This window comes from Amycolatopsis sp. NPDC045836 (assembly GCF_056431745.1).
The window spans coordinates 53,537-75,249 of record NZ_JBWKKF010000003.1; the positions used below are offsets into that span (position 1 = coordinate 53,537).

The following is a 21,713-nucleotide window of genomic DNA, read 5'->3' on the forward strand; positions in this document are numbered from 1 at the left end:
CCGTCTCGTAGTCATTCCGTCGTTCACCGCGCGCCCCTGGCCCCGAGGCGCTTCTGCCGCAGTTCGGCGGCGGCCCGCCGCCTGCCCGCCCGCGGTCGCGCGGCGGGTTCGCCACCGTCGGCGCCGCCGAGGTGCGCGGCCAGCGCCCGCACCGTCGGGTGGCTGAACAGGTCCACGATCCGCAGTGGCCGGTCCAGGGCCCGTTGCAGCCGGGCGTGCACCCGCAGCAGCAACAGCGAATGCCCGCCGAGGTCGAAGAAGTTGTCCGTCACCCCGGGCACCGGGCGGTCCAGCGTCTCCGCCCACACCGCCGCGATCGCCGCCTCCAGTTCGGTGGCGGGCACCACCGCCGCCGAGTTCTCGGTGACGTCGTCCGGGGCGGGCAGCGCGCGGTGGTCGAGCTTGCCGTTCGCGGTGACCGGGAGCGCGTCCAGCACGGTCCAGGTGGCCGGGAGCATGTAACCCGGCAGCACCACCCTGGCGTGGGCCCGCACGTCCGCTGTGGACAGTTCGGTCCCGGCGGGCACCAGGTAGGCGTCGAGCAGCACGTCGCCTTCGCCGCGACCGCCGTCGCGGGCCCGGACCACCGCTTCCCGGACGTCCTCGTGCTGCGCCAGCACCGCTTGGATCTCGCCCAGTTCCACGCGCTGGCCCCGGATCTTGAGCTGACCGTCGTCGCGGCCGAGGTAGTCCAGCGCGCCGTCCGCGCGCCACCGGCAGCGGTCCCCGGTGCGGTACACCCGGGCACCGGTAAGGCCGTGGGGATCCGGCACGAACCGTTCGGCGGTCAGGTCCGGTCGCCCGGCGTACCCGCGCGCCACCTGCACCCCGCCGATGCACAGTTCACCGGCCACCCCGGGCGGCACCAGCCGGCCCGCCGCGTCGACCACGTGCAGCGTCGTGTTCGGCACGACCCGGCCGATCGGCACCGACGGCCCGGAATCCTCGGCGCACGCCCAGCGCGTCACGTCGATCGAGGCTTCGGTCGGCCCGTAGAGGTTGTGCAGGCGGGCACCCGGCAGCACCTCGGCCACCCGGTCCCGCAGCGCGCCCGGCAGGACCTCACCACTGCACACGATGTCGCGCACGCTCGTGCACTCCGGCGCTTCGGGGTCTTCGGCGAACACGCTCAGCATCGACGGCACGAAGTGCAGCACCGAGACCCCCGCCGCGCGGATGACCTTCACCAGCTGGCCGGGATCGCGGTGGGCGCCGGGCGGCAGCACCTCCAGCCGCGCCCCGGCGACCAGCGGCCAGAAGAACTCCCAGACCGAGACGTCGAACCCGGCGGGGGTCTTCTGCGCCACCACGTCGGCGCCGGTCAGCTCGAACTCCTCCTGCATCCAGTGCAGCCGGTTCACCACACCGCGGTGTTCGACGACCACGCCCTTCGGCCGTCCCGTGGACCCGGAGGTGAACAGCACGTACATCGGCGTCCCGCCGGAGATCTCCGGTTTCAGGTCGTGCGGGGGCAGTCCGGCCAGGCGTGCCGACGCGGCTGCGTCGCCACCGTCGTCGGCGTCGTCGAGCACCAGCCACTCCAGCTCGGGCAGGACCGGCAGGGTGCCGGTGACGGTCAGGCCCAGTTCCGCCCCGGCGTCGCCGATCATCATCGCCACCCGCTCGGCGGGCAGTTCCGGGTCGATCGGCAGGAACGCGGCACCGGTCTTGACCACGGCCAGCAGCGAGACCACCAGCTCGGCCGAGCGCGGCACCGCCACGGCGACCACTTCGCCGGGCCCGGCACCGAGCGCGACCAGGTCGCGGGCCAGCCGGTTCGCCTGTTCGCCCAGTTCGCGGTGGGTGAACTGCCGGTCCCCTTCGGACAGGACGACGGTGTCCGGCTGGGCCGCCGCGGTGTGCTCGACCCACTCCAGCACCGTCTCCCAGCCCGGTTCGACCGCGGCACCGGTGCCGACCCGCCGCAGCCAGGCTTCGGCTCCACCGTGCACCGACGGCACCGCGGACAACGGGCCGCCGGAGACCGCGGCGACCGCGAACCGGGCGAACGCGGCGGCGAAGTGCTCCCCCCACAGCAGCTCCGGCGCGCACTGGAAGAGCAGTTCGATGTGGTCGTCGTACTCGCGCAGGGTCAGGTGCGCCTCGTCGAACGGCACGTCCTCGTAGGTGGCGTACGCGACGTCGCCACCCACCTTCGCGACCAGGTTGGCCGGCAGGAAGTTGAAGACGAACCGGAGGTTGTCCTCGGGCAGGATCCGGCGCTGCTGGAAGGCGGAGACGGCCTCGTGCCCGCGTGCGTCCCGCCGCCGGCGGCGGAAGCGCGCGGCGTAGTCGGCCGCCGATTCCGCCGGCCCCGGCCGGGGCACGTGCACCGGCACGACGTGCAGGTAGCAGCCGAGCGAATCGGCCTGCTCCGGCGGACGGCCACCGGCCAGCGTGTAGACGAAGTAGTCGTCCTCCCCCGCCGAATGCCGTCCGGCGAAGGCGGCGAACAACGCCAGCAGGAAGCCCGGCAACCGCTGGCCGTTGGCCTCGCACCAGGTGCGGACGGCCGCCAGGTCGTCACCTTCGAGCGAGGCCACCGGCCGCAGCACGGCCCGGCCGGCGCCCTCGGGCACCGGCGGGATCTCCAGCGCCGCCGAAGTCGCGGCCAGGCCGCGCCAGTAGTCCAGCGTTTCCGGGCGGTCGAAGCGCGCGGCGATCTCGGGCACGCGGTCGAGGAAGGACTCGGCGCCGTCCCGGCCCCCGTCCCGGCCGTGGTAGGCGTCCACCAGCCGCCGGAACATCAGCGGCACCGAGGGTCCGTCGATCACCGCGTGGTGCGCGCCGACGACCGCCTGCAGGTGCCCGTGCTCGTCGCGGACCAGCAGGTGCCGGATCAGCGGCTCACCTTCCGGGGCGTAGGGCCGTTGCGCGTGCTCGGGAATCGCGTCGAGCAGGCCGTACGGCTGCTCGGCCGCCTCGCGCACGTCGAGCAGCGGGCAGGCCACTTCGGCCGGGGACAGCACGGCCAGCACCGGTTCGCCGTCGAGCAGCACCGGGGCGGAGCGCATCAGTTCCTCGGCCGCGGTGACCGACCGCACGGCGGCACGCCAGCGGTCCGCGTCCCCGTCCGGCCCGAGGTCCAGCGAGAAGGCCGGGATGAACGCGCCGACGTCGGGCCGGGCGGCGTGTTCGAGGTACAGGTCGCGCTGCACCGGGGTGAACGCGGAGATCCGCTCGACCCCGCCCGGCGGCAACCCGAACCGCTCGGCCACGCGGTCGGTGAGCCCGGTCGGCCTGCCGTACGGGGCGGCCGGATCGGCGGCGAACCGCTCCAGCGCGGTCAGGTACCGCCCGGCCACCTCGTCGATCCAGTCGGCGCCGAAGCGGTGCCCGTCGTACTGGACCCGGATGAGGATCTCGGCGTTCTGCGGATCCGCGACGAAGTAGACCGCGAACGGGAACTCGGTCTCCTCGAACAGGGTCGAGTCGAGCACGTGCACGTCTTCGTTGTCCGCCAACGATTCGTAGGCGAGGTAGCGGACGAAGTTGACGCCGGTCTCCACGGTCGATCCCGCCCCGGCGAGCTGGTGCACCTCGGCGTAGGGGAAGTGCCGGTAGGGCATCAGCTCGCATTCGGCGTCGAACACCGTGCGCGCGAGATCGGTCCAGCTGCCGTCGGCGAGGGTGGTGCGCACCAGCGCGCCGTTGACGAACAGCCCGCATTCCTCGGCGACGCCCGACTGCGGTGGCCGCCCGTTCGCGGCGAGCGCGGTGTAGACCTCGGCGTGCCCGGTCACCTGGCCGAGCACCCACAGGTGCGCGGCGAGGCAGGCGTACTTGACCGTGAGCCCTTCGGCGCGCATGGCCTCGCGCAACCGGTCGGCGACGCCGCCGTCCAGCAGGTACTGGCGGGCCGCGCCACGCGGTCCGGCCACCGTGCCCGCGGTCTCCGGCAGGCGCAGCGACGGCAGCGCACCGGTCTTGCGGTACCAGTAGTCCCGCTGCTCCGGGTCGCGGGCGGCACGGCGTTCCAGCGCGACGAACTCGCGGTAGGCCCCGGTGTCCCGCTCGTCCAGTCCACCGGGCTCACCCCGCAGGCGGCGCCGGTAGTCGCTGAGCCAGTGGCCGAACAGGGTCGAGATGCTCCAGCCGTCGAGGATCGAGTGGTGGAAGCTGACCACGATGGTGAAGCGGTCCGCCGCCCGGCGGAACACCCTGATCCGGGCCAGTGGCGCGCGGGTCCAGGTGAAGCCGCGGGTCTTCTCCTCCTCCAGCCACGCCTCGATCCGCTCGGCCTGCTCGGCGTCGGCGAACTCACGCAGATCGCCGAACTCCAGCGGCAGTTCCGCCTCGGCCCAGACCAGCTGCATCGGCTCGCTGTAGGTGACCAGGTCGAACGAGGTGCGCAGCGCCGGGTGCCGCCGGACCACCGCGGCGAGCGACGCGCCCAGCGCCTGCTCGTCGTAGGGCGCGCGGACGTGGTAGCCGATCAGGTCGTGGTAGATCGGGGTGTTCGGGTCGATCGTGCTGTGGTACAGCGTGCCCGCCTGCGCCGCGGCCATCGGGTAGGCGTCGGTCAGGCCGGGCGGCAGCAGTTCACCGTCGCTTTCGGACACCAGGTCGAAGGGCGCGGTCGGTTCCGGCACGCGCCCGCCGTGTTCGAGCGCGGCGGCCAGCTCGGCCACGGTCTGGCAGCGGAACAGGTCCTGCAGTTCGAGGGCGAACCCCCGCTCCCGCAACAGGCCCAGCACACGCAGGCTGCGCAGCGAGTCACCGCCGAGCGCGAAGAAGTTGTCCTCCGGCCCGACTTCACCGGCCCCGAGCACCTTCGCCCAGATCCCGCTGACCACCTCTTCGGCCGCGGTCCGGGCGGCACCGCGGCCACCGCCACGGGTGGGCGCGGACACCTCGGGCAGCGCGCCGCGGTCGAACTTGCCGTTCGGCGTGCGCGGCAGCGCGGCGAGGCGCCGCAGGTGCGCGGGCACCATGTACTCGGGCAGGACCTCGCGCAGCGCGGCCCGGATCGCGTCCTCACCGGGGTCCTCGCCGTCCGGCACGTAGAACCCGGCGAGCTGGGTGCCACCCCGTTCGGTGGTCGTGGTGACCGCCGCTTCGAGCACCCCGGCCCGGCTGCGCAGGGCGGCTTCGACCTCGCCGAGTTCGATCCGGAAGCCGCGGACCTTGACCTGGTGGTCGGCCCGGCCGAGGAACTCCAGCGTGCCGTCCGGCCGCCAGCGCGCGAGGTCGCGGGTGCGGAACATGCGCGATCCCGGTGTGCCGGAGGGGTCCGGCAGGAACCGCTCGGCGGTCAGCCCCGGCCGGTCGTGGTAACCGCGGGCGACACCCGGTCCGGCCACGTACAGCTCCCCCGGCACACCGAGCGGCACCGGTTCCAGGCTGCCGTCGAGCACGAAGACGCGGACACCCGGCACGGGACCGCCGATGGTGGCGTTGCCGTCCACCGGTCCGCCCGGCAGCTCGGCGAAGGTCGAGTAGACGCTCGCCTCGGTGAGCCCGTACAGGTTGAGCACCCGGCGCACGCCCGGCAGCCGGTGCAGGTCGGTGACCACCGCGTTCGGCAGCGCCTCCCCGGCCATGCTGACCACCTCGACCCCGCGCGGGATCCCGCCGGTTCTGGCCAGTTCGGCGGCGGCCGATGGCACGGTGTTGACGATCCGGACCCCGGCGGCCACCGGCTCGGGCAGCCGCGGCAACGCGAGCACGTTCTCCACCAGCACCACGCAGCCGCCGTGGCACAGCGGGAGGAACAGCTCCCACACCGAGGAGTCGAAGCAGACCGACGAGGAGGCGAGCACGCCGGCGAGCAGCTCGTCGGGGAACAGGGCGCGGCCCCAGTCCAGCAGCACCCGCAGGCCGCCGTGCTCGGTGATCGCGCCCTTCGGCCGTCCGGTCGAGCCGGAGGTGTAGAGCAGGTAGGCCGCCGAGCGGTGGGTCAGTGCCCGTGGGGGCGGGGTCGCCGCGTGCCCGGCGATCCCGGCGGCCTCGGCGGGGTCGCCGAGGCGGAGCACGTGGGCGGGCGAATCCGCGAGCACCTCGGTGGTGACCACCACGGAGGCACCGGAGTCGGCGAGCATGAAGGTCAGCCGTTCGGCCGGGTAGGCCGGGTCGAGCGGCACGTACGCGGCTCCGGCCTTGAGCACCGCGAGCAGCGTGACGACCAGGTGCTCGTCGCGCGGCAGGCAGACCGCGACCGGTGCTTCCGGCCCGGCACCGAGTTCGACCAGCCGCCGGGCGAGCCGGTTGGCCGCTTCGTCCAGCGCGCCGTAGGACAGCGTGGTGTCCGCGGTGCGCACGGCGGCCCGCGTGGGGTGCGCCGCGGCTTCGCGCTCGAAGAGGTCGACGAGGGTTTCCCCGGCGGGTTCGGGATCGGGGTTCCCGGCCCACGCGGTGAGCAGGGCCTGCTCGGCGCCGTCGACCAGCGGCAGGCGGCCGACCGGGGTGTCCGGTGCTTCGACGGCGGCGGTGAGCAGGGTGGTGAAGTGCCCGGCCATCCGCTCGACGGTTTCGGGGTCGAAGAGGTCGGCGTTGTACTCGACGAGGCCGTGGAACGCGCCGCGCTCTTCGCCGGGGAACACGATGAACAGCAGGTCGAACTTGGCCGTGTTGTTGTCCAGCGCGCGGACGTCGACCTCCAGGCCGCTGGCGCCGATCTCGCCCACCGGGGCGGATTCGAGCACCAGCATCACCTGGAACAGCGGGTTGCTGCTGAGGTCGCGGCCGGGCGCGATCTCGTCGACGAGCCGTTCGAAGGGCACGTCCTGGTGCTGGTAGGCGCCGAGGCAGGTGTCACGGACCCTGGCCAGCAGCTCGCGGAAGCTCAGCTCGCCGCCGACCTCGGTGCGCAGCACCAGCGTGTTGGCGAACAGGCCGATCACCGGCTCCAGCTCGGCCTTGGTGCGGTTGGCGTTGAACGTGCCGACGAGCAGGTCCTCGCGGCCGGTGTAGCGGTGCAGCACGGCCTTCAGCGCGGCCAGCAGCACCATGAACGGCGCGGCGCCGGCCTCCCGGCCCAGTTCCTTGAGCCGCTCGGTGGCGGCCGGGCTCAGCGAGAACTCCTGCCAGCCGCCGCGGCGGCTCTGCACCGCGGGGCGCGGGCGGTCGGCGGGCAGTTCCAGCAGGGGCGCGGCCCCGGCCAGCCGCTGCTTCCAGTACGCGATCTGGTCGTCGAGGTGGTGGCCCTCGTGCGCGGCGGCCTGCCAGCGCGCGTAGTCGCGGTACTGCACGGCCAGTTCGGGCAGGTCCGGCGAGCGCCCGGCCGCGAAGGACTCGTACAACCGGAAGATCTCGTGGAACAGCAGGCCGCTGGACCAGTAGTCGGAGACGATGTGGTGGGTCGAGACCAGCAGCACGTGCCGCGTCGGCGACAGGCGCAGGAGCCGGGTCCGCAGCAGGTCACCGGTACGCAGGTCGAACGGCTCGCGGCAGAACCCGGCGGCGATCCGCGCGACCTCGGCCTCGGGGTCTTCGAGCGCGGACAGGTCCAGCTCCGGCAGCGGCTGCGCACGCGGCGGGCCGACCACCTGCACCGGGCGGCCGTCGGCCAGCGGCATCGCGGTGCGCAGCGTCTCGTGCCGCCGGACCAGTTCGTCCAGTGCCGCGCGCAGGGCGCCGGTGTCGAGTTCGCCGGTCAGCCAGACGTCGTTGGCCATCACGTAGAACGCGCTGGCCGGATCGAGTTCCTGGAGGAACCACAGGCTTTCCTGCGTCGAGGACGCGGGGGCGGGGCCGTCGGCGGGGGTCGGGCGCAGTTCCGGGAGCGCGGGCCCGGCCGGTGCCGCGCGCAGGCCGTCGAGCACGGTGGCGATACCCGCCACGGTCGGCTCGGTGAGCAGGTCCCGCACCGGGAGCTCGACGCCGAAGCGGTCGGTGAGCTGGGCGGCCAGCTGGGTGGCCAGCAGCGAATGCCCGCCGAGCGCGAAGAAGTCCTTGCGCAGGCCGACATCCGGAACGCCGAGCAGGTTCGCCATCAGCCCGGCGACCTGTTCCTCGGTGGCGGTCCGCTCCGGTGCTCCCACCGGGGTTTCCGCCACGTCACCCGTGTCGAGCCACGCCACGGCGGGGGCGGACGCGCTCAGCGCCGTGGCGCGGGTGGTCGCCAGCGCGGCGGCCCATTCGGCCGGGCGGCGTTCGCCGTCCCACTCCAGCACGATCCAGTTCACGTCCGCGTCCTGGGCGGCCATGCCCAGGCGCCGGGCGAAGACCCGCTCCTCAACGGTGGTGCACGGCAGCACCAGCACCACGGCTTCCGCGTCGAGCCGGGCGGCGGTGTCGAGCAGTTCGCGTGCGAGCTGGCCGGCGTCCTCGGCCGGAGCGCCTTCGAACAGCACCCCGTCGGCGGTGCCCAGTTCGGCGGCGGGACGGACCGTGACGCCGGTGAGGGCGTCGGCGAGCGGCCCGCGGGTGCCTGCCACGGCGAAGGTGGTCCCCGCGCGCAGCCAACCGGCTCCGGTGCTTTCCACCGGGCGCAGGCCCGGCACGTACCGCTGGTCTCCGCGGTAGGCCACGACCTCCGGGCCGTCGGCGGCCGAGGCGTCGGCGATCAGGGAGCGCAGCACGGCCGCTCGGCGACGGCCACCGGACGGCAGGCGGTCCACGTCCACCACGCGATGGGTGCCCGCGGCGGCGAGGGCGACCGCGGTCTCTTCCGCGCGGTCGGCGCTTTCCACCGCGAGTCCGCCGTGGGTGAGCACGGTGATGCCGGTGAGCAGTCCGTCCGCGACCAGGTGCTCGTGGGGTCCCGGCGCTTCGGCGGTCACCAGGCGCAGCGGGCCGTGTTCGCGGGCGGCCGCCTCGACGTCGTCCGGATTCGTGACCGTGGCGGCGTTTCCGAGTTCGGCGGTGAGCGGGTCGCCGGCCAGGAGCAGGAACGGGCCGCCCTCGGCGGGTGCGGTACCCGATTCCCAGGTCCGGACCCGCGGGCCGGCCGGCCGCGCGGTGTCTTCCGGCGGGTCGATCCAGTACCGCCGCCGTTCGAACGGGTAGGTGGGCAGCTCGACCCGGGAGCGGCGTTCGGCACCGCGGAGCCCGGCCCAGTCGACCGGCACTCCCCCGGCCCAGACCGCGCCCGTGGCGGCGGCCAGCTGCGCGCCCTCGGTCCCGGGATCGGCGGCGGGCAGCGTGGGCACCACGCCTTCGGCACCGGTCTGCGCGGCGGCCAGTGAGCTGAGCGTCCGCCTCGGCCCGGCTTCGAGCAGCACGCCGCCGACCGCCTCGCGCAGCGCGCGGACGCCCTCGGCGAAGCGCACCGTCCCCCGCAGGTGGCGGCACCAGTGCCCGGGATCGACCGCCTCCTCCGGCCGCACCCAGGTGCCGGTCACGTTGGTCAGGTAGGGAATCCGCGGCGCGTGCAGCTCGACGCCGTCGAACGCGGCGCGGAACTCGTCGAGCACCGGCTCCACCAGCGGCGAATGGAAGGCGTGCGCGGTGCGCAGGAACCGGGTGCGCACCCCGCGCCCGGTCAGCCGGTCCCGCAGGGCTTCGACGGCCGCCACCGGACCGGAGGCCACCGAATCGGCCGGGCCGTTGTCCGCCGCGAGCGCCAGCTCGCCGTCGAGCAGGGTGGCCAGTTCGGCGGCGGGCAGCCGGGTCGCCAGCATCGCCCCGCCCGGCACCCGCTGCACCAGCTCACCGCGCCGGACCACCAGCCGCAGCGCGTCTTCGAGGCTGAACACCCCGGCCAGGTGCGCGGCGACGAACTCGCCGATGCTGTGCCCGAGCATCGCGGCGGGCCGCACCCCCCGCGACTCCCACAACCGCGCGATCGCGTACTGCACGGCGAACAACGCGGGCTGGGTGAACTCGGTGCGCCCCAGGCGTTGCGCCGCTTCGTCGCCGGTGGTGAACAGCAGCGCGCGCAGATCGAACTCCAGCAGGCTCGCGCAGTCGTCCAGCGCTCTGCGGAACGCGGGCTCCTCGGCGTGCAGCCCGCTGCCCATGCCCGCGTACTGGCTGCCCTGGCCGGGGAACAGCATGGCCACCGAAGCCGTGCCCTCCCCCGCTTCGGCCGTGGTGCCCGCTTCGGGATCCCGCAGCGCGCGCACGGCCTCCTCGACGTCGTGGGCGCTGAAGGCTCGCCGGTGCGCCATCGCCGTCCGGCCGGTCTGCAGCGTGTGCGCGACGTCGGCCAGGTTCAGCCCGTCGTGGGTGGCCAGGTGTTCGGCGAGCCGCTCGCTCGACCGGGCCAGCGCGGCGGCCGACCGCGCGGAGACCACGATCGTCTCGGCCGCGCGCCCCCGCCTGTGCGCCACCTTCGCGGGCGGCTGCTCCAGCAGCAGGTGCGCGTTCGTGCCGCCGATGCCGAACGAGCTGACCGCGGCCCGGCGCGGGCCGTGGCCGGGGAACTCGTGCAGGCCGGTGCTCACGTAGAACGGGCTGCCGTCGAAGTCGATCTCCGGGTTCGGCTCGGTGAAGTGCGGGCTCGGCGGGATCAGCCCGGTCTCGACCGCCAGCACCGCCTTGATCACCCCGGCCACGCCCGCCGCCGAGTCGAGGTGCCCGACGTTGCCCTTGAGCGAGCCCAGCGCGCAGTACCCGGCGCCGGTGGCCCCCGCCGACCGGTAGGCCCGGGTCAGCGCGGTCACCTCGATCGGGTCGCCCAGCGGCGTGGCCGTGCCGTGCGCCTCCACCATGCCGACGGTGTCCGGGTGCACTTCCGCGGCGGCCAGCGCGGCGCGGATCACCTCGGCCTGCCCGGTCACGCTCGGCGCGGTGTAGCCGATCTTCGCCGCGCCGTCGTTGTTGATCGCCGAACCGCGGATCACCGCGCGGATCGGGTCGCCGTCGTCGAGCGCGTCCTGCAGGCGGCGCAGCACCACCACCCCGGCGCCGTTGCCGGGAACGGTGCCGGCCGCGAGCTTGTCGAACGGGCGGCAGCGCCCGTCCGGTGAGGCGATGCCGTTCTCCCCGCCGTGGTACCCGATCCGCTGCGGTACCCGGACCGTGCTGCCACCGGCCAGCACCAGGTCGCTCTCCCCGGCCAGCAGCGACTGGCAGGCCAGGTGGATCGCGACCAGCGAGCTGGAGCACGCGGTCTGCACGGTCACCGCGGGCCCGCGCAGGCCGAGCTTGTACGCGGTCCGGCTGGCGATGAAGTCCTTGTCGTTGGCCAGCAGCTTCTGCAGGTAACCGACCACGTCGTCGAGGCCGCGGTGCGGGTAGACGTTGCGCAGGCCGTACTCGTTGACGCTGACCGAGGCGAACACGCCGATGGCCCCCGGTTCCTGCTCCGGGTCGTGCCCGGCCGACTGCAGCGCTTCGGCCGCGCACTCCAGGAACAGGCGCTGCTGCGGGTCGAGCAGCGCCGCCTCGCGCGGGGTGCAGCCGAAGTAACCGGCGTCGAACCGGTCCTCGCCGTCGACCACCGCCGCCGCGCGCACGTAGCCGGCCGCACCGGCCTCCGCGGGGTCCACGCCGGACTCGCGCAGCTCGTCGCCGGTCAGCTCGCGGATGCCTTCGCCACCGGCGCACAGCAGGGACCAGAACCGCGCGACGTCCGGCGCCTGGGGAAACCTGCCGCCGAGGCCGACCACGGCGATCTCCAGCCCGGTTCCTTGCTCCATCGAGTCTTCCCCTGTTCTCAAGCGTCCTTTTTGAGCAGCAGTTCGAGTGCGTCGCCGAACCGGTCGATCTCGTCTTCGGTGTTGTAGTAGTGGACCGAGGCACGCAGCTGCGCGGTTTCGTGGCGCTGCGCGGGATCCAGCGGGGCCAGCTCGCGCTCGGAGACCGAGACGTTCACGCCGCCGCGGCGCAGCTCCGCACGGATTCGGTGCGGATCGGCGCCCGGCAGCCGGAACCGGACCAGCCCGCTCGGCGCCACCGACGCGTCGTCGGGCAGCAGCACGCCCGGCACGTACCCCAGCCGCTCGGTCAGCCGCGCCGACAGCAGCAGGATCCGTTCCCAGATCGCGTCGATCCCCCACTCCAGGGCGTAGTCGATGGCGCAGCCGAGCCCCAGCCGGATGGCGAAGCTGGCTTCCCAGGTCTCGAACAGCCGCGCGTCCTGACGGGCGCTGACCTCACCGTTGCCGGACCAGCGCAGGCCGCGGGTGTCCAGGCAGGCACCACGCAGTTCGGGCATCCTCGCCGAGTTCACGTAGAGCAGGCCGGTCCCGCGCGGGCCGCGCAGGTACTTGCGGCCGGCGGTGGTCAGCAGGTCGCAGCCGATGTCGGCCACGTCCAGCCGCAGCTGCCCGGCCGTCTGGCAGGCATCGACCAGGTAGAACGCCGGTGCGTCGCGGAGCAGCCGCCCGACTTCGCGCACCGGGTTCACCGGCCCGCCGTAGACCGGCACGTGGGTCAGCGCCACCAGTTTCGTGCGCTCGTCGAGCACTTCGCCGAAGAACTCGAGGTCGAACCGGCCGTGCTCGTCGTCCGGCACCACGGTGACCCTGGCCCCGGTGGCCTGGCGGACCGCCTGGAGCACCAGGTGGTTGCTCACGTACTCCGCCGCGCCGACCACGATCCGGTCCCCCGCCGACAGCGGGACCGCCTGCACCGCCGCCTGCCAGGCTCGCGAGGCGTTCTCGGTGAGCGCGATCTCCGACGGCAGGCACCCGAGCAGGGCGCCCGCCGACTCGTAGACCCCGAGCACCGCCGCCTCGGCCAGTTCGGCGGCCTCGTACCCGCCGAGCCGCGCCTCCAGTTCCAGGTGCCCGACCACCCGGTCCAGCACCGGCGCCGGCATCAGCGCCGAACCCGCGTTGTTCAGATGGATCACCCCGGCGCAGCCGGTGGTCTCCGCCCGCGCCCGCGCGATGTCGAAGCGCGGCACGCCGCCCAGATCCGGATCGGCAAGCTCCATCCGACCGCCGCACACGCCAGCAACCTCCGAGGTATTAGTGCCGCAAGCATGGGAACAAACCGAACCATGAATTGCGCGCCGACAAACGAACAGCTGCGGCCGCGCCGGTCGGGGAAAAAGTCGGCAATCACCGCCGACGACCACCGGACGGCTTCGACACTACCACCGGAAAGCGCGGGCGCAAGCCACCCTGAACACCGCTCGCGGCGAACGAAGACAGTATTGGCGAACCGCATTTCCGCAGGTCGGCTCAGACCGCGACGCGGACCGGCCCCGGCTCCGGCCGTCTCAGTTGGACCTCCCCGCAGGACACCGCGGCCTGCCGCCGGACCGGTACCTCGGCCGGGGCACCCGCGGCCATCGCGGACAGGCTCCGCCGGTCGGTCGCGCCGGCCCGGCGCACCGCGGATTCGACCAGCACTTGCAGCCATTCGGCCAGTTCGGGGTCGATTTCCCGATTCTGCGCGGCGAGGGCGAGCCGATCCCACACCCCGGCCACGGTCCACCGCGCGAACCAGCGGTGCGCGGTCGGCACGGCCACCCCGAACGCGGGCGGCACCGACCGCCACGAGGTCTGCCCGCTGAGCACGAGCGCCACCGCGGCGAAGACCCGGCGCGACTCGGCCCGGGCCCGGCCGCCACCCTGCGGGCGTTTCGGGGCTTTCGGCAACAACGGTTCCACCAATTCCCACAACTCGTCGGGAACCAATCTCCGCATCAACGCATCGGCCATGGAATTGACCATCGCACCGCACCCCGCGATCGGGCAATCGTGTTCGTTCCCAGCCATTTCCCGCATTACCCGGTCGATGACAAGAACCGGGGCCCGCCGATAGAGTCGGCCGCGCAAATCCCGCCGAAAAACGCCCCGGGAGTGATCCATGTCCGCATCGCCGGAGGTCGCGGTCGTCTACGACCTCGGCTCGGCCGGGCCCGCCGACGTGCTGCGGGCCGCGCGGGGGCTGTGCACCCCGCTCTTCGTCTACGACCGGGCCGACGAGCACCCGGCCGAGGTGGCCGGCCTGCTCGCCGACCTCGGCGAAACCCTCGACACCACCGGCTGGGACACCCGGCGCACCGCCGCGGCACTGCGGCGGCGGGGCGTGGCCGGGATCGTCACCTTCGCCGAGTACCAGCTCCGGCGCACCGCCGAACTGGCCGAACTGCTGGGGCTTCCCTACCAGGACCCGGGAACCGCGGAACGGCTGACCGACAAGGCCGCCCAGCGGGCGGCGTTCGCGGCGGCCGGGGTGGACACCACCCGCATCGCGCGCGTCGACACCCCGGACGAGTTCGAGGCCGCGGTCACCGCGGTGGGCCTGCCCGCGGTGCTCAAGCCCGCGATCGGCGGCTCCAGCCGGAACACCCACCTGATCAGCTCCGCCGAGGAAGGCAGGCAACTGGCCGGGCGCCTGCTCGCCGGTCCGGAGACCCGGCTGGTGCTGGAGGAATACCTGGCCGGCGAACCGCTCGGCGGGTGGGGCGACTACGTCAGCGTGGAGTCGCTGACCTCCGGCGGCACCACCGTGCCGCTCGCGGTCACCGGGAAGTTCCCGCTCACCACCGGGTTCCGGGAGACCGGCATGTTCGTCCCGGCGGAGCTCCCCGCCGACCTGGCGGCCGAGGCCGAGGACCTGACCCGGCGCGCGCTCGCCGCGCTCGGGCTCCGGCACGGCCTCACGCACACCGAGCTCAAGCTCACCGCGGCCGGGCCGCGGCTGATCGAGGTCAACGGGCGGCTCGGCGGGCACGTGGCCGATCTGGTCCGCCGCGCCGGTGGCCCGGACCTGGTCCGGCTCGCGCTGCTGGCCGCGCTCGGCACCGGTGCCGCCCCGGACCGCCCCCGCTGGGACCGGGTGTCCTTCCAGCACTTCGTGCTGCCGCCCGACGGGGCGCGGGTGGTGCGGCAGGTCAGCGGGGTGGGCGCCGTCCGCGCGCTGCCCGGGGTGAGCAAGGTCGATCTCGCCGACCTGCCCCGCGTGCTGCCCGCCGTCGCGACCGGCGCGAGCAGCCGGATCGGCACGGTCTACGGCGCCGTGGCCGACCACAAGCAGTTGCGATTCCTCAGCCAGCTCGTCGGCGAAACCCTTCGCCCGGCGGCCGAACCGGAGGTGGCCCGATGACCGGCAACACCGTGCCCGAACTCGTCGACCGCCAGGCCGCGCTCTCCCCCGGCGCGATCGCCCTGCGGCATCCCGGCGGCACGCTCACCTACGGCGCGCTGAAGACGCGCTCGGACGAGCTGGCCGCCGCGCTGGCCGCGCTGGGGGTGCGCCGCGAGACCCCCGTCGCGCTCCAGGTCCCGCGCGGCGCCGAAGCCGTGGTGTTGATGCTCGCCGTGCTCAAGTGCGGTGGTTTCTACGTCCCGCTGGACCCGGGTCACCCGCCCGCGCACCGGGACCGGGTGATCGCCGATTCTGGGGCGCGGCTCGTGCTCACCGGCACCGCCGAACTGGTCACCGCGGACGGTGCCGTCCCCCAGGCGCCGCTGCCGGGCAATTCCGCGTACCTGGTCCACACCTCGGGTTCCACGGGCGAGCCCAAGGGCGTGGTGGCCACCCACGAAGCCGTGGTGAACCTGGTGACCGAGCCGGGGCTCGGCATCGAGCCGGGCGACCGGGTCCTGCAGTACGCGCCGCTGGCCTTCGACGCCTCCACCTTCGAGGTCTGGGGCGCGCTCACCCGCGGCGCCACCCTCGCCATCGCACCACCCGGTGCCCTGGGCACCGGCGAGCTGCTCGAGTTCCTGGAGCGGGCGCGGGTCAGCGTCGCGTGGCTCACCGCGGGACTGTTCCACGAGCTGGTGACCGCGGAGAAGCGGCTGCCGGGCGCGCTGCGCCTGCTGTTCGCCGGCGGTGACACCGTGCGCGCCGACGTCGTCCGCCAGGCCGCCGCGCTCGCGCCGGGAACGCGGCTGGTGAACGGCTACGGCCCGACCGAGTGCACCACCTTCACCACCCTCCAGCCCGACCTCGGCGCACTGGCCGCGGACGGCCGGAACACGCTGCCGATCGGGTGGCCGCTGGCCGGGGTCACCGCGCACGTGCTGGACGACAAGCTGGTCCCGGTGCCGGACGGGGAAACCGGCCAGCTCTACGTGAGCGGGGTGAACCTGGCCCGTGGTTACCACGACCGGCCGGGCGCGACGGCCACCCGGTTCGTCGCCGGTCCGGGCGGCACGCGGCGCTACCGCACCGGCGACCTGGTGCGGCGGCTGCCCGGCGGTGCCCTGGAGTTCTGCGGCCGGGCCGACCGGCAGGTGAAGATCCGGGGGTTCCGGGTCGAGCCCGGTGCGCTGGAAGCCTGCCTCGGCGAGCACCCCGAGGTCCGCGCCGCCGCCGCGCTCGGTGTGCCGGACCAGGGGGGCGGCGCCCGGCTGCTCGCGTACGTGGTGCCCGAAAGCGGCGAGGTCGACCTGACCGCGCTCCGCGCGTGGCTGGCCGAGCGGGTCCCCGCCTACCTGGTGCCGTCGTCGCTGCTCCAGCTCCCGGCGCTGCCGTTGTCCCCCAACGGGAAGGTGGACACCGCGGCGCTGCCGGTTCCCGGCGAGCCGGTGACCGAGGCGGGTCCCGCCCCGGTCACCCCGGCCGAGAAACTGGTCGCCGAGACCTGGCAGGCCGTGCTCGGCGTGGACGCGGTCGGCATGGACGACAACTTCTTCGAACTCGGCGGCGATTCGCTGCGGATGAACCGGGTCGCCGCGGAACTGCGGCGGGCGACCGGGCTGCCGATCGCGCTCGCCGACCTCCTGCTCGCCGAGACCGCGGGTGAGCTGGCCCGTTCGCTGGACGAACGCTGACCTGACCTAGCGCGCCGCGCGCTGGTCCGCCGGGAAGAGCGCGCGGCGCACCTCGTCGATCACGTCGACGAGCTGGTCCTGCAGGTAGAAGTGCCCGCCGGGGAAGACCCGGTGGGTGAACCGCGCGGTGGTGTGGCGGTCCCAGGCACGCAGGTCGGCCGGTGGCACCATCCGGTCCTCGGTCCCGCCCAGCGCGAGAAGGTCGTGGGTCAGTGGTTCACCGCCCGGCCACGCGTACTCCTCCACCACGGCCAGATCGGCGCGGACGGTGGGCAGCACCAGCTTCAGGTACTCGGGGTTGCCGAGCACCTCGGGTGACAGGCCGCCCAGCTCGTGCAGTGCCTCGACCAGTTCGGCCTCCGGCAGCGCGTGCCGGTGCGGGCCGGTGCGCTCCAGGTGCGGGGCGTGGTGCCCGGACACGATCAGCACCTCCGGCCGCCGGTCCGCGCCGAGGTACCGGCTCAGCTCGAACGCCACCAGCGCGCCCATGCTGTGCCCGAACAACGCGTACCGGCTCGAGGTGAGCGGGCCGAGGTGCTCGGCCAGTGCCGGGACCAGGGTGTCCATCCGCGAGTGCGGGGGGTCGAACATCCGGTTCTCGCGGCCGGGCAGCTGCACCAGGTCGACCTCGACGTCACTGCTGAAGCAGCCCGGCCAGTCCCGGTAGGCCGCCGCGCCGCCGCCCGCGTGCGGCAGGCAGATCAGCCGCAGTGCCGCACCGGGCCGGGGCTGCGGGGTGAGCACCCAGGGATTGCGGGTCGTTCCGGCCATGCCGTGCCCTCCTGTTCTCAGTTCTCCGCCGCGGCCCGGTCGGACCGGATCGCGTCCCAGTTCACCGGCACGCCCTCCAGCCACAGGCGCGCGGCGGCCGCCAGCAGGCTGTCGGTGTCGGACTCCCAGTACGGTGACGGCGCCAGCGAAGCCACCACGGGCGCCGGTTCGGCGCCGCTCGACGCGAGGAAGCGGGTGGCCATGTTCAGCGCCGTCTGCTCGGGCCCGATCTCCAGCACCACGCCGGGCGGGCGGCGCCACAGCGCGCGCAGCCCTTCGTTGAACAGCACCGGTGAGCACATGTGGCGCCCCCAGTGCTCGGGATCGGTGGCCTGGCGCGGGTTCAGCCGGGTGCCGGTCAGGCACGACACGTACCGCAGGCGCGGTGGTTTCCTGGTCATCGACGCGGCCAGTTCGACCAGGCGCGGGCGCACCGGCTCCAGCTTCGGCGTGTGGAAGGCGTGGGTGGTGTCGAGCAGCCCGCAGCGGATGCCGTCGGCGGTCAGCCGGGCACGCAGTTCCTCGGTGTCGGCGGTGCCGCCCGCCGCGATGCTCACGTCCGGCCCGTTCGTCGCGGCCAGCCACAGCCCTTCGCGCAGGTACGGTGCCAGCGCTTCCCTGGACAGCGAGACCGCGAGCATCCGGCCCTGCGGCAGTTCGTCCACCATCAGCGCGCGGCGCACGATCAGCCGCAGCGCGTCCTCGGCGTCGAGCACGCCCGCCACCGTGGCGGCGACGTACTCGCCGAGACTGTGGGACAGCATCGTCGCGGGTTCGACGCCCCAGTCCTGCCACACCCGCAGCAGCGCGTACTCCAGCACGAACAGCGCCGGGTGCCCGATCGTGTTGCGGCGCAGCGATTCCCCGTGTTCCACGGCCCGGGGGTCGTCGGCCGGGGCGAACATCGCCTGCCGGGGGTCCACGCCGAACTCGGCCACGAGCAGGTCGCTGAGCCGGTCGACCACCGCGCGGAACCGGCCGAGCCGGTCGTACAGATCGGACCCGCGCACCACGGACAGCTTGCCGAACCCGGCGAACAACACCGCCACCGACGGCGTCGCGGTGACCGGTTCGCCGTCGGCCGGTGACCGGGTCAGCAGCCAGCGGGTGTCCCGGTCCCGGACGGTGGCGAGCGCGTGCGCGGTGTCGTGGGCGAGCACGCAGCGCCGGTGGCGGTGCGCGGGGTCCAGCGGCATCGCCTTGGCCACCGCAGCCGGCCCGCCGGCGGCGGTGGCCAGTTCGGTGGCCAGCGCGGCGGTGCGGTCCTCGAGTTCCGCGGCGGTGGCACCGGTCAGCGGGATCGCGTGCAGCATGAAATCTCCTCAGCCCTGGGCGATTCCGAGATCGGCCGAACCGCTGTCCTCCAGCGAACCGGCCAGATCCGCCCAGGCCGCCGCGTACACCCTGGCGAACTCCGCCACCAGCGCCCGGCAGTGGCTGGGCACCGCCTGCACCAGTTGGCCCCATTCGGCGATGCCGGTGGCGTGCCGGTCCAGCCACCGCAACAGCACCCGGCCGGATTCGCTGAAGCGCAGCGCCGGATCCCGCTTCATCTGCTCCAGCGCCCGGCGCATCTCCGCGGCCGAGACCGCCCAGGACTGCCCGGGCCGCGACGGTGCGGGCCGGGAACCGCGCCGCTGCGCGGGCACCGGATCGTCCCCGGCCCGCAGCCGCCGCCGCACGTCCTGCACCGTCGCCGGCGAGACCCCGGCTCGGCGAGCCACCGAGCGCAGCGACGCACCCGGCTCCTCCACCAGCAGTTTCCCGGCCAGGCGGCGGCCGACCGCCGCGTTCACCGGGCGGCTGCGGCCGTCCCGGCCCACCCGCCTGGCCAACTGGTCGTTCTGCCCAGTCGAACACTCGCGCAAGCCGGCCACCGTCCCCGCGGCCAGGCCGACCGCCGCCGCGATCCGGCGGTCCGACCAGTGCCCGTGCGAGGCGAGGATCCGCTCGGCCGCCGCCCGCCGGTCACCGCGGCCCAGCGGCAACCCGTGCGCGCGGTTCAGCCACACCGACAGCACGAACGCGTCCTCCGCGCTGCCCGAATAGCGCACCGCGGCAATCCGCGAACACCCGCGCAGCACGGCGGCGCGGACCCGGTGCACCCCGTCGATGATCCGCATCGTCGGGCCGTGCACGACGATCGGCGGCAATTCCGCCTCCGCTTCCGCGAGCAGGCCGACGTGGGCGTCGTCCTCGCCCCCGCTGCGCACCCATCCCGAGGCCGACAAGCCCGCGACCTCCACCAGTTCCACCGGGCAACCCGCCAGCTCGGCCCGCACCCAGTCCACGCACGCCCCGGACTCACCACGAACCCCGCCATCCGGCAGGCGACCCGGCTGCACCATCAGCACTCCATGAGGATATTCAGACGTCAGGACAGGAAGAAAAGGGAACAAATGGTCACCCGAGCCGTGCGCCACGATTCCGGTCAACAAACACGGAACGGTTTCAGAACTGAACGCGCTACGGCGAGCTTGGCATACGACTGGCCCCAGTTTCTCACACTTTCGGCGTAAACCAACAAACTGACCCTAGCAGCGGAAAACTCTTCACCGCAACCAGTTATAAATGATTCGTCCGTTCGGGCGATTCAGGGAACGATGAACTTCTGAGCGAACGCAGAATGTCACCGGCAGGGCCGCGCGTATCCTGGTTCGCCCGGTATGGCAAGCGTGATACCGGATGACACTTGCGGCCGACGCCAGTGACCGCTGGCGGCTCCGACCGGGCGGAGGTAGCAGCGGGTCACCGCTGAGGGCATGCTGCTGGCTTGGCGCAGAGGCCACCGAGCGGCAGGCCCCTGACTCCGGCCCTCGGCGGCGCCGGGTGACCCCGCAGCCTCCCCCGACCCCCGCGAGCCGCTCCCCAGCCCCTCCTGGCCGGATCGAGGCGAGCTCACTGCGATCCGGCAACCAAGACCCACTTTACTTTCGAACCGTATTCCAGGTCAACTGTCCCCAACGCGCGCTGCCTACCCAGCACCCGACGGCGATGAGAGTATCGCGCGGCGAGGCCGTTCCCCTAAGGTGACAGCCGAGTCCGAAGCTCCACAGCTGGAGGAGTCATGAACCGGTCGTCGATCACGCAGCCCCCCGACAATTCCGATGGGGGCCGGAAATTATTGGAATGGGCAGCGGAAACCCGACAGGCCGGTCGCGTGCAGTACGACAACTCCGGGATCTGCCACGTGTTCGGTTACGCCGAGGTACAACGCGTACTGCTGGACCCGGCCACCTTCTCCTCCGACTTCAGCTCACAGATGCCCGCCGACGCCGACGGGCCGAGCCTGGTCGAAGGACACGTCGGCGTCGTCGACCCGCCGTACCACCGCAAACTCCGCACTCTCATCGGCGAAGGATTTTCCCCGCGCGCCGTGCAGCGGCTGGCGCCGCGGATCGCCCAGCTGACGGACGAACTGCTGGACGAAGCAGCCGGCAACGACGAGACCGACCTGGTCGAGGTACTGTTCCACGCACTCCCCGTCTTCGTCATCACCGAGTTGCTGGGCCTGCCCAGCGCAGACCGGCCCCTGATCCAGGGTTGGGCGGACACGCTCCTCGCGGCGGACCCGCGCGGCAACGTCCACGAGGAGACCGTGTCGCTGCGGTCGATGAACGCGACGTTGTCCGAGATGGGGGACTACTTCGCCACCTGGACCCACCGCAGACGGGCCCAGCCGGGCGACGACCTGATCAGCCGCCTGCTGGCGGCCGAGATCGACGGCGAACGGCTCACCGAGCAGCAACTGTTCAGCATCCCGGCCGTTCTGCTGATGGCCGGCCACATCAGCACAACGCTGGTCCTCGGCAACACCGTCCGGCTCCTGCACGAGTACCCGGCCGCGGGGACCGCGGTGCGCGCCGATCCCTCCGCCGTTCCGGGGGCCATCGAGGAGGCGGTCCGCTACTTCCCGCCCACGGCCACGACCTACCGGTTGACCACAGAACCGGTCGCGCTGGGCGGCCTCGACCTCCCGGCCGGGACCGTGGTCGCGACCTGGACCGTGGCCGCCAACCACGACGAACAGCAATTCGAGCAGCCCGATGCGTTCGACATCACCCGCAGCCCCAACCCCCATCTGGGCTTCGGGCACGGAATCCATTTCTGCATCGGTGCACCGTTGAGCAGGTTGGAAACCCGGATCGCGTTGGAGGCGTTATTCGCTCGGTACCCAGATCTGCAACTGGTTCGAGCGGAGTTCCACGAACACACGAACCTGCTTGGGCCGAAAAGCCTGGTAACCCGCCTCGGCGACCCGCGCCGCCGGCATCGGCCGGCTAGCGCGGGTCGCCGATGACGTCCGTCAGGGCCTGTGTCGAAGCCGGTCAGAGCCATTCGTAGCGTGCGGCGAGTTCGCCGTAGCGGGTGGCCACA

Annotated in this window: 9 protein-coding genes; 3 read left to right on the forward strand and 6 right to left on the reverse strand. The window is 73.3% G+C overall.

Annotation, left to right across the window (positions count from 1 at the left end; all coding sequences use genetic code 11):
• Positions 1-23: 23 nt before the first annotated feature.
• The 3 genes from AC07EG_RS05505 to AC07EG_RS05515 form a co-directional block, all read right to left on the reverse strand.
• Positions 24-11,525: a type I polyketide synthase gene (locus AC07EG_RS05505; protein ID WP_478251809.1), complete on the reverse strand. Its 11,502-nt coding sequence runs from the start codon at positions 11,523-11,525 to the stop codon at positions 24-26.
• A gap of 17 nt (positions 11,526-11,542) precedes the next feature.
• Positions 11,543-12,766, reverse strand: coding sequence for an aminotransferase class V-fold PLP-dependent enzyme (locus tag AC07EG_RS05510; RefSeq protein WP_478251810.1), 1,224 nt, complete (start codon positions 12,764-12,766; stop codon positions 11,543-11,545).
• Between the two features lie 250 nt (positions 12,767-13,016).
• Positions 13,017-13,649 (reverse strand): transposase, encoded by a 633-nt coding sequence (locus tag AC07EG_RS05515; RefSeq protein WP_478251811.1) that lies wholly within the window; start codon positions 13,647-13,649, stop codon positions 13,017-13,019.
• Here AC07EG_RS05515 and AC07EG_RS05520 point away from each other — a divergent pair.
• The gene (locus AC07EG_RS05520) at positions 13,648-14,889 is read left to right on the forward strand and encodes an ATP-grasp domain-containing protein (protein ID WP_478251812.1); all 1,242 of its coding nucleotides are present in this window, start codon (positions 13,648-13,650) and stop codon (positions 14,887-14,889) included. The genes AC07EG_RS05515 and AC07EG_RS05520 overlap by 2 nt on opposite strands.
• Positions 14,886-16,565, forward strand: coding sequence for a non-ribosomal peptide synthetase (locus tag AC07EG_RS05525; protein WP_478251813.1), 1,680 nt, complete (start codon positions 14,886-14,888; stop codon positions 16,563-16,565). The genes AC07EG_RS05520 and AC07EG_RS05525 overlap by 4 nt, the downstream gene beginning before the upstream one ends.
• Before the next feature lie 6 nt (positions 16,566-16,571).
• Here the strand turns inward: AC07EG_RS05525 and AC07EG_RS05530 are convergent, their stop codons facing one another.
• The 3 genes from AC07EG_RS05530 to AC07EG_RS05540 are packed head-to-tail and all read right to left on the reverse strand — an operon-like array spanning position 16,572 to position 19,684.
• The gene (locus AC07EG_RS05530; protein ID WP_478251814.1) at positions 16,572-17,336 is read right to left on the reverse strand and encodes a thioesterase II family protein; all 765 of its coding nucleotides are present in this window, start codon (positions 17,334-17,336) and stop codon (positions 16,572-16,574) included.
• Positions 17,337-17,353: 17 nt separating this feature from the next.
• Entirely contained in the window at positions 17,354-18,649 is a 1,296-nt protein-coding gene (locus tag AC07EG_RS05535; RefSeq protein ID WP_478251815.1) for an acyltransferase domain-containing protein, read from the reverse strand.
• A 9-nt stretch (positions 18,650-18,658) separates the two neighbouring features.
• Complete coding sequence (locus tag AC07EG_RS05540; protein ID WP_478251816.1) at positions 18,659-19,684, reverse strand: ParB/RepB/Spo0J family partition protein; 1,026 nt, start codon at positions 19,682-19,684, stop codon at positions 18,659-18,661.
• Between the two features lie 719 nt (positions 19,685-20,403).
• Here AC07EG_RS05540 and AC07EG_RS05545 point away from each other — a divergent pair.
• Positions 20,404-21,636 carry a cytochrome P450 gene (locus AC07EG_RS05545; protein WP_478251817.1) on the forward strand — a complete coding sequence of 411 codons (1,233 nt, stop codon included), beginning with the start codon at positions 20,404-20,406 and terminating at the stop codon, positions 21,634-21,636.
• Positions 21,637-21,713 lie beyond the last annotated feature (77 nt).

Coding starts and splice junctions, on each gene's coding strand:
- AC07EG_RS05505 (WP_478251809.1), bottom strand. CDS start 11,525: ATGGAGCAAGGAACCGGGCTGGAGATCGCCGTGGTCGGCCTCGGCGGC.
- AC07EG_RS05510 (WP_478251810.1), bottom strand. CDS start 12,766: ATGGAGCTTGCCGATCCGGATCTGGGCGGCGTGCCGCGCTTCGACATC.
- AC07EG_RS05520 (WP_478251812.1), top strand. CDS start 13,648: ATGTCCGCATCGCCGGAGGTCGCGGTCGTCTACGACCTCGGCTCGGCC.
- AC07EG_RS05515 (WP_478251811.1), bottom strand. CDS start 13,649: ATGGATCACTCCCGGGGCGTTTTTCGGCGGGATTTGCGCGGCCGACTC.
- AC07EG_RS05525 (WP_478251813.1), top strand. CDS start 14,886: ATGACCGGCAACACCGTGCCCGAACTCGTCGACCGCCAGGCCGCGCTC.
- AC07EG_RS05530 (WP_478251814.1), bottom strand. CDS start 17,336: ATGGCCGGAACGACCCGCAATCCCTGGGTGCTCACCCCGCAGCCCCGG.
- AC07EG_RS05535 (WP_478251815.1), bottom strand. CDS start 18,649: ATGCTGCACGCGATCCCGCTGACCGGTGCCACCGCCGCGGAACTCGAG.
- AC07EG_RS05540 (WP_478251816.1), bottom strand. CDS start 19,684: ATGGTGCAGCCGGGTCGCCTGCCGGATGGCGGGGTTCGTGGTGAGTCC.
- AC07EG_RS05545 (WP_478251817.1), top strand. CDS start 20,404: ATGAACCGGTCGTCGATCACGCAGCCCCCCGACAATTCCGATGGGGGC.